The 15,721-nt window shown below is 37.8% G+C and carries 15 protein-coding genes; all 15 read right to left on the bottom strand.

Translation table 11 applies throughout. The annotated features are described in order from the left end of the window. Positions 1–33: 33 nt before the first annotated feature. The 15 genes from uvrC to IGJ90_RS06340 all read right to left on the bottom strand — a co-directional run bounded on the left by uvrC (position 34) and on the right by IGJ90_RS06340 (position 15,720). Complete coding sequence (uvrC, locus tag IGJ90_RS06410) at positions 34–1,830, bottom strand: excinuclease ABC subunit UvrC (RefSeq protein WP_002366633.1); 1,797 nt, start codon at positions 1,828–1,830, stop codon at positions 34–36. Positions 1,831–1,994: 164 nt separating this feature from the next. Next, positions 1,995–2,309 carry a thioredoxin gene (gene trxA / locus IGJ90_RS06405; RefSeq protein ID WP_002357703.1) on the bottom strand — a complete coding sequence of 105 codons (315 nt, stop codon included), beginning with the start codon at positions 2,307–2,309 and terminating at the stop codon, positions 1,995–1,997. A gap of 97 nt (positions 2,310–2,406) precedes the next feature. Beyond that, the gene (locus IGJ90_RS06400) at positions 2,407–4,773 is read right to left on the bottom strand and encodes an endonuclease MutS2 (protein WP_002369462.1); all 2,367 of its coding nucleotides are present in this window, start codon (positions 4,771–4,773) and stop codon (positions 2,407–2,409) included. A 110-nt stretch (positions 4,774–4,883) separates the two neighbouring features. Beyond that, on the bottom strand, positions 4,884–5,432 hold the full coding sequence (locus tag IGJ90_RS06395) for a CvpA family protein (protein ID WP_174121076.1): 549 nt from the start codon (positions 5,430–5,432) through the stop codon (positions 4,884–4,886). A gap of 19 nt (positions 5,433–5,451) precedes the next feature. Beyond that, complete coding sequence (gene zapA, locus IGJ90_RS06390; RefSeq protein ID WP_174121077.1) at positions 5,452–5,895, bottom strand: cell division protein ZapA; 444 nt, start codon at positions 5,893–5,895, stop codon at positions 5,452–5,454. 268 nt (positions 5,896–6,163) lie between these two features. Beyond that, positions 6,164–8,266 (bottom strand): heavy metal translocating P-type ATPase, encoded by a 2,103-nt coding sequence (locus IGJ90_RS06385; protein ID WP_010712414.1) that lies wholly within the window; start codon positions 8,264–8,266, stop codon positions 6,164–6,166. Between the two features lie 121 nt (positions 8,267–8,387). Then, a complete protein-coding gene (locus IGJ90_RS06380) occupies positions 8,388–9,392 on the bottom strand; it encodes an ATP-binding cassette domain-containing protein (protein ID WP_173958533.1) in 1,005 nt (334 codons plus the stop codon). Further along, positions 9,389–10,060: a molybdate ABC transporter permease subunit gene (modB, locus tag IGJ90_RS06375; RefSeq protein WP_002357709.1), complete on the bottom strand. Its 672-nt coding sequence runs from the start codon at positions 10,058–10,060 to the stop codon at positions 9,389–9,391. Before modB ends, IGJ90_RS06380 begins: the two co-directional genes overlap by 4 nt. 8 nt (positions 10,061–10,068) lie before the next feature. Further along, a complete protein-coding gene (gene modA / locus IGJ90_RS06370) occupies positions 10,069–10,869 on the bottom strand; it encodes a molybdate ABC transporter substrate-binding protein (protein ID WP_002360416.1) in 801 nt (266 codons plus the stop codon). A gap of 18 nt (positions 10,870–10,887) precedes the next feature. Then, complete coding sequence (locus IGJ90_RS06365) at positions 10,888–11,859, bottom strand: molybdopterin-binding protein (RefSeq protein WP_202564723.1); 972 nt, start codon at positions 11,857–11,859, stop codon at positions 10,888–10,890. Positions 11,860–11,862: 3 nt separating this feature from the next. Continuing rightward, a complete protein-coding gene (locus tag IGJ90_RS06360; RefSeq protein ID WP_002365607.1) occupies positions 11,863–12,345 on the bottom strand; it encodes a MogA/MoaB family molybdenum cofactor biosynthesis protein in 483 nt (160 codons plus the stop codon). Beyond that, positions 12,338–12,772, bottom strand: coding sequence for an MOSC domain-containing protein (locus tag IGJ90_RS06355; RefSeq protein ID WP_002357714.1), 435 nt, complete (start codon positions 12,770–12,772; stop codon positions 12,338–12,340). Before IGJ90_RS06355 ends, IGJ90_RS06360 begins: the two co-directional genes overlap by 8 nt. 2 nt (positions 12,773–12,774) lie before the next feature. After that, the gene (moaA, locus tag IGJ90_RS06350) at positions 12,775–13,749 is read right to left on the bottom strand and encodes a GTP 3',8-cyclase MoaA (RefSeq protein WP_002374938.1); all 975 of its coding nucleotides are present in this window, start codon (positions 13,747–13,749) and stop codon (positions 12,775–12,777) included. Continuing rightward, positions 13,746–14,255: a cyclic pyranopterin monophosphate synthase MoaC gene (gene moaC / locus IGJ90_RS06345; protein ID WP_002369470.1), complete on the bottom strand. Its 510-nt coding sequence runs from the start codon at positions 14,253–14,255 to the stop codon at positions 13,746–13,748. Before moaC ends, moaA begins: the two co-directional genes overlap by 4 nt. 262 nt (positions 14,256–14,517) lie before the next feature. Further along, positions 14,518–15,720, bottom strand: a complete 1,203-nt coding sequence (locus tag IGJ90_RS06340) for a molybdopterin molybdotransferase MoeA (protein WP_002366622.1) — start codon at positions 15,718–15,720, stop codon at positions 14,518–14,520. Position 15,721: the final 1 nt, after the last annotated feature.

Genomic DNA, 15,721 nt, shown 5'->3' with positions numbered 1-15,721 from the left:
GAAAAGCACCTAATTGGTCTGGTTCATTTTCATTTATTTTTCTATCTCAGAGGTTGTTTCTTGGTGCAAATGACGATACACATTCTTTGCGACAGTTTCAGGTAACCCAGCTTTTCTTAATTCTTCAACACTGGCTGCCGTAATATTTTTAAGCGATTTAAATTCTTTTAAAAGATTTTTTTTGCGTTTCGGTCCCAAGCCTTCAATGTTATCTAATTTGGAAGCAAAACTATTTTTACTACGTAATTGACGATGGAATGTGATGGCGAAACGATGGACTTCATCTTGGATTCGTTGCAACAAGAAAAATTCTTGTGAGTTTCTTTCCAATGGTACAACTTCTAAGTTTGGACCAAATAAAAGTTCACTCGTTTTGTGCTTGTCGTTCTTGGCTAATCCAGCTACAGGAATATCGACTCCTAGTTGATTGGCTAACACATCTTTAGCAACATCGACTTGGCCTTTACCACCATCGATTAAAATTAAATCAGGAAAAGGCAAGCCTTCTTTTAAAACTCGTGAATATCTGCGATAAATGACTTCTCTCATGGAAGCGTAATCATCAGGACCTTGCACAGTTTTTATTTTATATTTTCGATACTCATTTTTAGCTGGCCGTCCGTCAATAAACACAACCATCGCAGAAACAGGGTTTGTTCCCATAATATTTGAATTATCAAATGCTTCAATTCGAATGGGCGCAGGTATGTTCATCGCATTGCCTAATTTTTCAACTGCGCCAATTGTTCGTTCTTGTTTCCGTACAATCAAATCGAATTTTTCATTTAAAGCAACTGCAGCATTTTTACTGGCTAATTTAACCAGTTTTTTCTTTTCTCCCCGTTGCGGCTGCAAGATTTTCGTAGCTAATAAAGCTTCAACGCTTTCTTTATCAATGTCATCAGGAATCAAGACTTCTTTTGGCACAAAATGCTCATTCTCTTGATAAAATTGTCCAATAAAAGTTAAAAATGCTTCACTGGCATCATCATAAAATGGAAAAATCGATACATCCCGTTCGATTAATTTTCCTTGTCTGACAAAGAATACTTGGACACACATCCAGCCTTTATCAACAGCGTAGCCAAACACATCACGATCAATTAAATCCACATTCGTCATTTTTTGGCGAGTCATAACTGTTTCAATCGCTTTGATTTGATCGCGAAATTCTGCAGCTTTTTCAAATTCCATATGTGCAGCTGCATAAGCCATTTTTTCTTGTAAGCGGTCCTGAATTTCTGTATGTCCACCAGAGAGAAACCCTTTAATCTCTTCCACCATATCTTTGTAGACTTGCGGATCCACATCAAAAGCATAGGGACACAAACATTGTCCTAAATGATAATACAAACAAGGTGTTTTTTGCGATGGATTACATTTTCGCAAAGGAAAAAGCCGATCTAACAGTTTCTTTGTTTCATTCGCTGCATTTACATCTGGATATGGCCCGAAATATAACGCTTTGTCTTTTAAAACCTTTCGAGTAATCATTAAACGAGGATATTTTTCGTTTGTGATTTTGATAAAAGGATAGGTTTTATCGTCTTTTAACATGATGTTATATTTGGGATTATTTTTATGGATTAAATTAATTTCTAATAAAAGTGCTTCAATATTCGATTCTGTCACAATATATTCAAAATCATCGATTTCACTGACTAATCGTTCTGTCTTAGTATCATGGCTACCACGAAAATAAGACCGGACACGGTTTTTCAAAATTTTGGCTTTACCAACATAGATAATCGTGCCGTTTTTATCTTTCATTAAATAACAACCAGGTTGATCAGGAAGCAGTGCTAATTTATTTTTTATTCGTTCGTTCATACGATACTTCCTTTCTAACAAAATGCTTCGTCTATTATACACCTCTTTTTGTAATTAAACAAAAAAAGCCGCTACTTTATGTACGAAAGAAACAGCCTGAAAAGACAATCGCTAATGATTTCTCTTCAGACTGAATCAGACTATTCGTAATGACTAATCAACGTTTATAAGTGTTTGGCAATCATTGCTTGCAATTGGTCTTTTGTATGAACACCGACTGCTTTTTCAACAACTTCGCCATCTTTTTTCAATAGCAATGTTGGGATGCTCATGATTCCAAAACTTGCTGGTGTTGCAGGATTTTCATCCACATCCATTTTGACGATTTTCACTTCGTCTTCATCATATTCTTCAGATAATTGTTCTAAGATGGGTGCTTGCATACGACAAGGGCCACACCAAGTTGCCCAAAAGTCGATTAAGACTAATCCTTCATCTGTTTCTGTTGCAAAATCTTTATCGGTAATTGCTTGTGTCATTTCACAAACCTCCTACTCTTTACTCTTATTACATGCTTAGTATAACACGTCATCTCTAAGATAGCGAGTGTTCTGCTTACTTATTGTAAGTCCTTGTTTATTGGAATTTTACGACAGTCGCACCATTACCACCTTGGTTTTGTGGTGCAAATTCATAGCTTTTCACACTGCGGTGATTTTTTAAAAATTCCGTTATTCCGGTTCTTAATGCACCTGTTCCTTTGCCGTGAACAATGGTTACTTGTGGATAGCCCGCTAGAATCGCAGCATCAATGTATTGGTCAACTTCTGCCAATGCTTCTTCGTAGCGTTTGCCACGTAAGTCTAGTTGTGTGCCAACATGACTGCTTTCTGCAGAACGAACCGTTGTAACTCTTGGTTTTGCTTCTTTTTGTGGAGCGACAGGCGTCATATCCTCTTCAGATACGTTCATTTTTAAAATGCCTAATTGGACTTGCCATTGTCCTTTGCCGTTGTCTTTTAATAAGGTCCCTCGTTGGCCGTAAGTATTGACAATTACTTCATCGCCAGCTTTTAATTTTTTCTGTTCTTTCGCCTTCTTCAGCACTTTGTTTTTAGCAAGCTTGGTTTCTTCATGGTGTAATTGAGAAAGTTGTGTTTTCGCATCAATTAACTGATGTTCTTTGACACCACCTTGTTGGCCACTTTCCAATTGCATTTTGCGAATATCAGAAATAATGGTTTCTGCGTTTTCTTCCGCTTCTGCAATAATTTTATTTGCTTCTTTCCGCGCTTTTTGTAATTCTTTTTCTCGTTCTTCAAAAAATACTTGATAGGCTTCTTTTAGTTCCTTATGCAAAGCGGCCGATTCATCGACATAGTGGCGAGCTTCTAAGTATTCAGTTTCGGCCATTTTGCGACGGTTTTCCAGGTCTTCAATCATTTCGTTTAAATCTTGACTTTCACCGTCCATTATTTGTTTTGCAGCTTCAATAATACTGTTATCTAATCCAAGACGTTTCGAAATTTCAAAAGCATTACTTCGGCCAGGCACGCCAATTAATAAACGATAGGTTGGACTCAAAGTATCTACATCAAATTCCATACTGGCATTGATTGTTCCAGCTCGATTATAGCCATACACTTTTAATTCAGGATAATGGGTTGTTGCCATCACATAGGCTCCTTTAGCACCCAATGAATCTAAAATGGCAATCGCTAAAGCGGCCCCTTCTTGCGGATCTGTCCCAGCACCTAATTCATCAAATAGTACTAAACTTTGATGATCGACTTTCTTTAAGACAGACACGATATTCGTCATATGTGAAGAGAAAGTACTTAAACTTTGTTCAATCGATTGTTCATCCCCGATATCCGCAAATACTTCTGTAAAAATACCCATTTTACTTTCTTCTTCAACTGGAATAGGTAATCCAGCTTGACCCATTAATTGTAAAAGACCTAACGTTTTCAGAGTAATGGTTTTCCCGCCGGTATTAGGCCCTGTAATCACAATTGCTTGATATTCTTCTCCAATCACAATGTCATTGGCTACAGCTTTTTCTGGATCCAATAGTGGGTGCCGGGCTTGTTTAAAAACTACATGATTTGCTTGACTAATTTCTGGAACAACTGCTTTTAGCTCTTTTCCTAGTCGCGCCTTAGCATTAATAAAATCAAGTTTACCGATGACATAAGCATTATGCGTAATTTCTCGGCGATAAGGGACCAACTCAGCCGACAGTTCTGCCAAGATGCGAGTAATCTCATTTCTTTCGGCAATTTGTTGTTGTCGCAAGCGATTATTCATTTCTAAAATTTGTTTAGGTTCAATAAATAAGGTTTGTCCTGAAGCACTTTGGTCGTGAACCACGCCACCAAAAATATTTTTATATTCTTGTTTGACTGGAATCACGTAGCGTTCATTTCGCATAGTAACAAGGGCATCACTAAGGTAACGTGCGTTTTTCCCACGAATAATACTATCTAGTTCTTCTCGAATGGTCTGCTCACTACGTCGAATATTTTGCCGAATTGCCTTTAAGGCTGGCGAAGCTTCATCTGTGACGTAGCCATCATCATCAATGGCTTGTTTGAGTTGGCGATTTAATTCAGGCAAAACTTCTAGTTGCTCTCGCCACATATATAAACGTTCAAAATCCACTTCATTTTCACTTAACTCATCAAAAAAACGAGTCAGTTCTGAAGTAGTCGACAAGACACGGCCTACTTGTGCTAATTCTATGCCATTTAAATCCGCACCAATTTCAATCCGTTTCATGTGTGGTTGGATATTTTCTAATTTAGGAATGGGGATTCCACCACGTAATCGTTGAACTTTTAAACCATCCTGTGTTTCATTTAGCCATGATTGAATTTTATTTTCATCAGCAATCGGTAATAATTCCGAAACTTCGTTTGTCCCCTGAGCTGTCACAATAAATTGCAACAACTGTTGTTTTACTTTATCAAACCCTAATGTTGATAGAATACGCTGATTCATTTTTCCACCTACTTTTCTAACTTTTTCATTTGTTGAAAAGACTGAGACATAACATAAGAAGTTTCGCTTTGCTCACTTACTTCTTATCTCTATCTCAGTCCCATTCAGCTTTATTTCGTAATTGGTTCAACCCATAATTCATATGCTTGTTTTGTTAGAATTGGGGTATTTTTTACAATGCCTCGTGCCAAGCCACTTGACCGAAACTGATTTTGGACAATATCTGACGGAATCATTGACGCCGTAGCTAACACTAGAAAAAGACCCACGTATAACACAAGAACACTTAATACGCCACCTAATAGTCCATTTACCTGTTTCAAAACTGGAATAAATGTTAATCCATGTAAAAAGATAGCTAAAAAACGAACGACTAACCAGCCTACAAACAGCAATAATAGAAACGCAACCGCTGAATAAAAGGCTTTGTCTAAGTCTAAAGAAATCTCTTGATTAAAAAAGACAAGCTTTGACGTTGGCGTAACCGATGGATATGGAATATACAATTCTAAATGAGAAGCGACCTCTTTGTAATAGGTTCGAGCAACAAAATATGAAATTAAGTAACCTACCGAATAGAGCACTTGTAAAATCAAGCCTCGTTTAGCTCCTGTATAAAATCCAAAGGCTAAAAGTAATAAAATAAGTATTGTTAACATCTTGTCATCCTTTCAGGAACTACTCCGAAACACCTTTATTTTGAATCTGCTGTTTTCGATTTTCATTCAAAATTTGTTGGGCTTCCACATGATTATGAATTTCTACATCTTCTTGTCCATTCTTTTTCAAAACATCCCGTGCTTCTTCTTCGATAATTTCCATTCGGCGCACACGATTCTCTAATTCAGCCAAACGAATGGTTTTCTGTTTTAAATCTGCTACTTGTTTTTCCAATTTTAAAGCATATTCTTGTTTTTTTAGTTGATCTGAAATTGCATTAATTGCTAATAAAACAGAAGCTTGTTCCGTATCAGTTTGCGGAGAAAGATGTTTAATTTCCGCCAGTTGTTCGTTGACAATTTTTGTGACTAAATCCATATGTTGTTTTGACTCTTGGCCAATAATTGTATACGTATGGTCTGCAATGATTACTTTATATCGTGTTTTTTCATTTGATGCCATGTTGAGGTTCCCTCCTGTAAATCAATCCATTCTTGCTTATTGTACCATGAAAAAAAAGCGAAGCGCAATTTTCGTACAAATTCTCTCTTATTATATGCCACAAAGCGAAAAATTTAAAGATTTCTTTACAAGAACTCTGGCAATTTAAGAACGAATAGAAATTGTGTAGGAGAAAAAGCGTGGAACAAAAAGTCAAAGTGATTTTTGTCCCACGCTCAAACTCTGATAATCAGCTAAAAATGTTTGTTTCAGCTGTACTTTTTAAGGCTTAGTTATTATCTTGCATCTTTTCTACACGTAAACAACGCATAGCATTTAAAACAGCGATAATAGTTACACCAACATCAGCAAACACTGCTGCTTGCATTGAAGCCAAGCCTAATGCACCTAGTACCAAGACAATGATTTTAACAGCAATTGCAAAGATAATGTTTTGTTTAACAATTCTCAATGTTTTTCTTGATAATTTAATCGCAGAGGCGATACGACTTGGTTCATCATTCATAATCACCACATCTGCAGCTTCAATTGCCGCGTCACTTCCTAAACCACCCATGGCAATCCCAACATCAGCCCGGGCTAAAACAGGTGCATCATTCATACCGTCACCAACAAAGGCAACTTTGTTTTTAGGTGAAGATGCTTTTAACAACTCTTCTAAACGATCCACTTTGCCATCTGGTAAAAGTTCTGCATAAACTTTGTCAACACCAACTTCTTTTGCAATAGCTTCTGCAACTTGTTGATTGTCTCCAGTCAGCATAACAGTTTGTTTGACCCCTTCAGCCTTTAATTCTTTTATTGCTGAAATGGCGTCTGGTTTCAATTGATCCGCAATCACTAAGTAGCCTGCAAATTGATTATCAATAGCGACAAAAATTAAAGTTCCCGCTTCCTTCACTTCTGGTGCTTCGATACCAAATTGTTTCATTAACTTCGCATTACCGACTAAAACTGTTTTACCTTCAATTGTGGCTTTGATACCGTGTCCGGCAACCTCTTCAATTGCTGTTGCTGGAACAGTTTCTTTGCCATAGCTTTCTTTAATAGAAATAGCAATAGGATGAGTGGATAATTGTTCTGCTGTTGCTGTTAAACGTAACAACTCTTCTTCAGGTAAAACAACACTAGTTATGTTTTGAACCACAAAATTTCCTTTTGTTAGCGTACCAGTTTTATCAAAAACAATTGTTTCCGTATTCGCTAAAATTTCTAAATAGTTACTTCCTTTAATTAAAACACCTAGTTTGCTGGCTCCGCCAATTCCACCGAAGAAACTTAAAGGAACAGAAATGACTAAGGCACATGGGCAAGAAATAACCAAGAACGTTAATGCCCGATAAACCCATTCATTAATAGAAGTATCAGGGAAAATAAATGGTGGAATCACTGCCAATAAGACAGCTAAAACAACGACAACTGGTGTATAGTAACGAGCAAATTTAGAAATAAAGTTTTCTGCAGGGGCTTTTTTACTGCTAGCATTTTCAACTAAATCTAAAATTTTGCTAACTGTTGAATCCCCAAATTTTTTCGTAACATTAATGGTCAAGGCCCCATTTTTATTAATAAAACCACCTAAGATTTCATCGCCGACTTTGACCGTTCTTGGAACGGATTCACCAGTCAACGCAGAGGTATCTACCATACTTGATCCATCAATAATTTGACCATCTAATGGAACTTTTTCACCTGGTTTCACTAATATTTGTTGCCCAATTTCAATTGTATCTGGAGCGACCGCTTTTATTTGTCCATTTACTAAAAGATTTGCTGAATCCGGACGAATATCCATTAATTTGGCAATTGATTTTCTGGATTGATCAACCGCAGCACTTTGGAACCATTCGCCGACTTGGTAGAACAACATTACTGCCACAGCTTCGGGATATTCCCCAATAAAGAATGCCCCGATCGTTGCCACAGACATTAAGAAATTTTCATCAAACACTTCCCCACGAAAAATATTCGTTACCGCTCGTTTGACAATGTCGCCACCAATTAAGACATAAACGACTAAATAAGACGCCAAAGCAACCCAATTATTACTTGGCTTAATGATAATAAGTGCTAAAAATAAAACAAATGCAATAATGATACGAATTAAGCGATTCTTATTGGGATTACGTCCTTCTTCTTCTTTGACATCTTTTAAAGAAATAACTTTGACATCTGGTTCTAACTTACCAATCACTGCACGCGCTTCATTTTCGACTTCTAAATCATGTCCTGATTCAACTTCCAGTGTCATTTTTTCAGCCATGAAGTCCACACGCGCTTTTTCTACTCCGTGAATTTTTTGGACAGATTTTTCAATTTTGTCTGCACAACTTGCACAATCAAGTCCTTCTAGTTTATAACTCTTTTGCATTTAAACACCTTCACTCCCTATATAATAGCGATTATTCCGTTTACATGAATAACCTTTCATGAATCTATTATAAATGAAGATGCAATCATATGTCAACCGCTTCACGTAATCTTTTTCTATTTTATAGACATAATGGCATAATTGCTGTAGGTGGAATGGATAACTGAGTAATAACTTTCGGATTGAGTCTATTGCTGCCTTTCCACCAAATTTTGGTTTGTTGGTGTTGAAACCAAGCACTTTGTTCAAAAGGTGCTGACAATGTTTGTAAGTGATGCACTTCGATCTGATTGGTTGCCTGCGGTTCTGTTGTGAAATCATGGGCCCGAATACCAATAGAATGACAAGAAATAGGAACTTCTTGTGTAACCATTAGTGTTTGTTGCCAACCAATCACTTGGACTCTGTGCGCATCTATGCGTTTGACAGGCCAAATATTTTTACAACCAGTGAGTTTAGCTGCTTCAATCGTTTGAGGTTGGTTAAATAATTGATTTGTTGCACCAAAAAGTGTTTGGTTTTTTGTGATTATCACTAAACTCTGACATAACTTATACAGTTCATCTAAACTATGACTCACAATTAAGGCATGTTGATTTAAATTACTTAATCGCTGTTGAAGTTCAATTTGCAGCTCTTCCTTTAAGGGTGCATCTAATGCGGAAAATGGCTCATCTAATAATAGGTAAGCCGGCTGAGCCGCTAGCATTCGCGCAAAAGCCACTCGCTGTCTTTGTCCTCCAGAAAGTTGACTAGGATATTGTTGTTGGACTTTAGTTAAGTGAAAAGACGCAAGCAATTGAGTGACCAATTGTAAATCTTTTGTCACGCACGTCAGATTTTGTACTACCGATAAATGAGGAAACAACGCATACTGTTGAAACAAAAGACCAATTTTTCGTTGTTGCGGCGACAAATTGATCTTTTTTTCAGCATCGAATAAGACTTGATCATTTAAAACAATCTGACCTTTATCCGCAGTCTCAACACCCGCAATACATTTTAATAACATACTCTTGCCACAACCAGAAGCACCTAAAATTCCTGTTGTTTGCGTCTTTGTTTCAAACTGAATTTGCAAAGTATGACTTTTCAATTCTTTTTGAATATCAACAATTAATCTCATTCCGATCTTCTCCAAGCGCGCTGACTAAAAAATTCCGTAAAAAATAAAATAATCAGGCAAAGTAATAACATAATTACAACATATTGATTGGCTAAGCGCCAATCCCCACTTGCTACAGCAGAGTAGATAGCTAAAGGAAGCGTTCTTGTTTTGCCAGCAATATTCCCTGCTAACATTGTCGTCGCTCCAAATTCGCCTAACCCACGGGCAAAGGCTAACACGCCACCGGCCAAGAGACCGTTCATCGACAAAGGTAGCGCAATTTTTCTAAAATATCGACTTTCCGAAAACCCAAGTGTCTGGGCTACCGCCAACAATTCACTATCCATTTGTTCAAACGCCGTTAAGGCTGAACGATACATTAAAGGAAATGAAACAGCAACGGCAGCAATAACCGTAGCTGGCCACGAAAAAACAACTTGAATGGCAAAAAAATCAAGTAAAAACTGGCCCACTGGTTGCTGAACACCAAAAATAGTTAAGAGAAAAAAACCAAAAACAGTCGGCGGTAAAACTAATGGCAACGTAAATAAACTATTCAAAAGAATTTTTAATTTACGATTTTTCAAACGAAAAACAATATACGCAACGCCTGTTCCTAAAACAAAAGTAAATAAAATGGCGATTATTGCTGTCTGAAAAGATAAAAGAATTGGTCGAACATCCATTTTCCCACCTACTTTGTTAACTTAAAGCCAATATTTTCAAAATATTTTCTGCATTGTTGACTCTGTAAAAAATTTAAAAAAGCATCCGCTGATTTTTGTTTCTTAGAGGCGGCAACTTTACCAACTGGATAGATGATTGGCTTTTTCAAAGCAGCTTCAGGCATGGCCGCAACAATCGCTACTTTTGAATTGGTTGCTGCATCTGTCGCATAAACTAAGCCAGCTTCTGCACTTGCATTAGCTACCCATTCAAGGACTTCTGTTACATTCGTGCCAAAGCTTGCGTGTTTTTCTACATAGGACCAAGCACCTAAAGCTTTTAAGCCTTCTTCGGCATATTGACCAGCTGGAACACTCGCAGGATCACCAATTGCTATCATTTGGGCCTTTTTTAAATCAGAAAAATCATGCCACTTTGCTTGATCTTGATTAGGTACGATTAGAACGAGCTGGTTTTCCAATAAAGGAACGACACTTTTCTTATTAATTAGTTTTTCTGCAACCAATGCATTCATTTGTTTTGTCGAAGCCGAGAAAAATACATCGGCTTTTAGGCCTTTTTCAATTTGCATCTGTAATTTTCCAGAACTATCATAGGTTCCAGTTACCTGAATATCTGGATGCTCTTTTTCAAAGGCAGGAATAATTTTCTTCTCCATGACTGATTCTAAGCTAGCTGCTGCCGCAAGGGTTATTTCTTCTTTTTTTGTTGAAACTGTTTCTTTTTGCGGCTGATTTGTACATGCAGCAATTAGGGCAACTAAACTGAATAAACTAAGCAGGAACACAGCCTTTTTTTGTTTAGACATTTGAACGCCTCTTTTCTTTTATAAATACCCGCCATAACTCAAGTCAATAATTTCAGATTTTTTTATCACTTCTTTGGCCATTAATCTTGGTAACAACAAATCAAAAACCGTTTTTTCTGAAAATAAAACACCGCCTGGTAAGCCAATGATCGTTTGCTCTCCTTTATAAGCTAGCAAAAACATTGAACCTGGTAAGACTGGTGTCCCATGGGTTACGATTTCAGCACCTGTCTGCTTAATTGCTAACGGTGTCAAATCATCAGGATCTACACTCATACCACCTGTACAAACAATCAGATCAAACCCTTGTGCTAACATCTTTTTGATCGCAACAGTAATTTTTTGCGGCTGATCATCGACAATTTCTTGCTTGACAATCGTAACTAAAGGATACGCGGAGAACTTGGCTTTTAACACAGGGTAAAAAGCATCCTCAACCAATCCTGTGTAAACTTCACTGCCAGTAGTTACAATCCCGACCCGTATTTTTTTGAAAGGTTTCACAGAGATTAGTGGCTCAGACGTGCTGAGCTGGCGTGCCTTTTCTAATTGGCTTTTAGAAATCGTTAGTGGAATCACTCGAAAGGCTGCAACTTTTTCATCTTTCTGAACTTCTATATTGGTAACTTTAGTTGACAAGGCGAGACCTTCAATTTCATTTAAAGCAATTAATTTTTCTCGATTGACTTTTAAAAGACCTCTCGTGCTAGCTTTAGCAACAATTTTTCCTTCATGGACTTCACTCGGCTGACATGAGTCATCTGTTAACAGGTTATACAAAAATGTCGCTGCCTCTTCTTCATGTATTTCTGCTGGATCCAAGGAAACAAACAGATGTTTTTTCCCTAATGATAAAAGAATTGGAATATCTTCTTGAACAACTATATGTCCTTTTTTAAAACACACTTCCTTGGTCTTTCCATAGTCAATTCGCGTAATATCATGACTCAACGGAAGGCCAACTGCCTCTTCTGTTCGAATTGTTTTCATGGTTTATTCCTCATCATGTATGATTTTTTTATTTGTGATTAAATCCAAAGCGTGGGGCAAAACAGGCAACAAAAAATGCAAATGTTCTGTTACACTTTTCGGGCTACCAGGCAAATTAACAATGAGCGTGCGTCCTCTTTGAACAGAAACGCCTCGACTTAACATAGCAAATGGTGTTTTTTCCAAGCTAAGTTGACGCAAGCCCTCACTGATCCCAGGAATGATTCGCTCTGCTACACGTAAGGTAGCTTCTGGGGTCCGATCCCGTTCACTCAACCCTGTGCCGCCTGTCGTTAAAATCAAATCACATGTCTTAGACCACTCTTGCAATAGCTCTACTAATTGATTTTCTTCATCTGGTAAAATGGTTTGTTTGGTTACCTGGTAGAGCACAGGTAACTGTTCACGAATCAAGGGACCCGATTGGTCGACAGCAAGCCCCTGAAAGCAACGATCACTTAATGTTACAATGCCCACTTTAAACAACGTCTAACTGGTCTCCTTTTTTAATATGACCTTCTGTCACAACAACTGCAAAGATTCCTTCTCTAGGCATGATGCAATCGCCCACTCGCGCGTAAATCTGACAGTGTTTATGGCACTCTTTCCCAATTTGAGTAACCACCAATTCGGAATCGCCTATTTTCATTTTCGTTCCAACAGGTAATTGACGTAAATCAATCCCTGAGACGATTATGTTTTCCCCAAAAGCACCATTGCCAACCCGAGCTCCTTTTTCATTGAAAGCCGTTATTTCTTCAAAAGATAACAAACTGACTTGTCGATGCCAATTACCGCCGTGCGCATCATTTTCTAATCCGAAACCTTTAATTAAGTTGACTTCAGGAATTTCCTTTTTCTGTGTGCCTCTTCGCGGGCTAATATTTATTGCAATAATTTCTCCTGTTTTCATACTTACCCTCCTATTTGTGACATAAATCGTTGTTCTCCTTGTTGTTCCAAGAAAAGATGTTTTTCAGGCTTACAGGCAATGCCACTCTTGATAATCCCTAACAATTCTGCTGTTTGTTCCTTAGCTAAAGCTTCCTTTAACGAGTAGCCGTCTGCAGAATGCAGGCACGTTTTTAAATGGCCGTCTGCAGTAATTCGGATTCGATTGCACGTCTCGCAAAAACAATGCCCTAATGCACTAATAAAACCTATTTTCCCTTTAAAATCTTTTAAGGCGTAATAACTAGCAGGGCCATTGCCTAATGGTTTTTGGTATGGTTGCAACGTTCCATAATGTTTGGTTAAAATGGCTTCTACTTCTTCTTGTTGCTTACCTGGATGCGCCTTCCCTAATCCAATTGGCATCATTTCAATGAAACGAAGATGCACAGTCTCTTTCTTAGCGATTTCAGCCAGTTCTACAATTGTTGCTTCACTTAGCTCTTTCCTAGCTACAGTATTAATTTTGATATTAGGTAGTCCCGCATCAATCGCTTGTTCTAAGCCCGCCAGAACATTCCTTAACTGACCAACTCTTGTTATTTCTCGAAATTCTTCTGGATCCAAAGTGTCTAAGCTAATATTAATACCGTCCAAGCCCGCCTCTTTTAACCCTTGAGCCTCACGAGCTAACTTCATGCCATTAGTTGTTAAGGTTACTTTTTCGATGCCTGAGATTTGCTTTATCCTTTTAATTAATGAGAGTAAATTCGGTCTAACAAGCGGTTCACCACCTGTTAATTTAACTTTTTTGATGCCTTCTTTCGCTAATATCCTCAGTAAAAAAATAATCTCATCATCTGTTAGAAGCTGCTCTTTTTTTAAAAAGCAAAGACCTGTTGCTGGCATGCAATACGTGCAACGTAAGTCACAACGATCTGTTAAAGACAAACGAACATAATCAATTTCACGGTTAAATGCATCTTTCATGCTGTTCACTCATCACTTTCCTTTGATTTAATTGAAGAACGAATGAAATGACCACTGCGTCCACCATTTTTCTCTAATAAACCAATGTTTGTCATTGTCATTCCTCGATCAATTGCTTTACACATGTCATAAATTGTTAAGAGTGCTGCCTGCACACCTGTTAGCGCTTCCATTTCAACGCCAGTTGAACCCACTGTTTTTGTAAAGCAACGTACTTCTAAACAAGTTTGATTGCGCCAATCAAACTGAATTTCACACTTTGTCAAAGCAACCAAATGACACAAAGGAATCCATTCAAACGTTCGTTTTGCGGCGGTAATCCCAGCTACTCTTGCTACCTGTAATACTTCACCTTTTTTAATCATTTGGGTCTGGATCGCTTCTGCTGTCGCTTCCAACATGTGAATTTCTCCATAAGCGAGGGCTGTTCTTTGAGTGTCATTTTTTTCCGAAATATCAACCATATGCACTTCTCCTTGTGTATTCAAGTGCGTAAATTCCTTACTTTGAACCATTTCTCCACCTCACATTTGACATTTGTTAACGTTTACACAATACTTCTTTTTCAAGTGTATCACTCTTGCATCAAAAAAACAATCTGGCATCCATAATTTTTTTTAGCGAGAAATCGAAGTTAAAAAAGTTAAGCGACAAAAATTACGTGCTTCGCTTAGCCTGACCAGACTTTTGTCTTAGTCTTAAAACTTGATAAGCAATAAGCCACCAGTCGACTCGACTGATGGCTTACTTTCATACTAATCTTAGGTCAGGTTGTCATCAAGTTTGCCAATAATAGACTTTTACAAGCGCGCCTTTTTTGAGTAACACACCAGCTGGTTGTTCTAGCAGGCAATTTGTTTCTAAAGTATTTGATAAATTGGATGAAAGATGACTTTTTGTCACTAAATTTACTTTGCCATCTATTTCTTTCGCTCGGTAAAATCGACGTAGTCTACTGGGGGCTAATTCATGCGCTAAAATTACTGTTCGTTCCTTGAGATTTAACTCGACACAATTAAAAAAAGTAGCTAATAATGTCCAGTAAAAAAGATGTAAATTAACCATTGCCGCAAACGGATTGCCTGAAACGCTTAAAATGAGTGTTTCTTGAAATTTACTTCCCATAACTGGAGTTCCAGGTTTCATATTTACAAAATGAAACAACTCTGTTCCTCCGATACGTTTAATTGCTAAAGGTAAATTATCCTTTTCACCTACCGAAACACCACCACAAGTAATTAATACATCAAGTTTTGGTGAAATCTCAATCAGCCTCTTCGCTAATTCTTCAGGGTCATCTGAACAATGGTCTAGGTGGATTACTTCATTACCACTCGCTTTGACAAAAGCTGCTAACATGTAGAGATTACTATTATAAATTTTCCCAACTGACAGTGGTTCTTCCAAAGAAACTAACTCACTACCGGTCGCTAAAATCCCCACCTTCATGCGCTTCAAAACAACAACTTTATCAATCCCTTGCATTGCCAACAAACCAATCATGCGACTATTAATCTGTTGATGTTTTGCTAAAATTTTTTGCTGAAAAGCAATATCTTCTCCAATTTCCGCATAGTTTTGGCCCGCAGTGACAGAGCGAAAAATTTTAACATGGTCCTGCCCAAAATCCGTCCATTCTTGTGGCACTACAGCATCAAAATCGGTTGGAATAAAAGCACCTGTCGTTATTTTAATCGCACAGTTATTCGTCTGATTACAATAAAACATGGAATCCCCTGCCACTAAAGAACCGACGACTTTTAAACAACTTGGGCTTTCAGCAGTCGCACCTCGTGTTTCTACTGCACGAACGGCATACCCATCCATCCCGGCACGAGGAAAATGAGGAATCGCTGTCTCTGCAAAAATGGTTTCTCCGCTAATCCGCCCCAAGGAATCAAGCAGCGCCACTTCTTCTGTTTCACATTGACTCTTCATATGTTGGGTCATTTTCTCTCGTGCTTCTTCCAACTCGATCATG

It is taken from the genome of Enterococcus sp. AZ129, assembly GCF_051714505.1.
Taxonomy (GTDB): domain Bacteria; phylum Bacillota; class Bacilli; order Lactobacillales; family Enterococcaceae; genus Enterococcus; species Enterococcus faecalis.
This window is presented reverse-complemented; position numbering and strand designations above follow the sequence as displayed.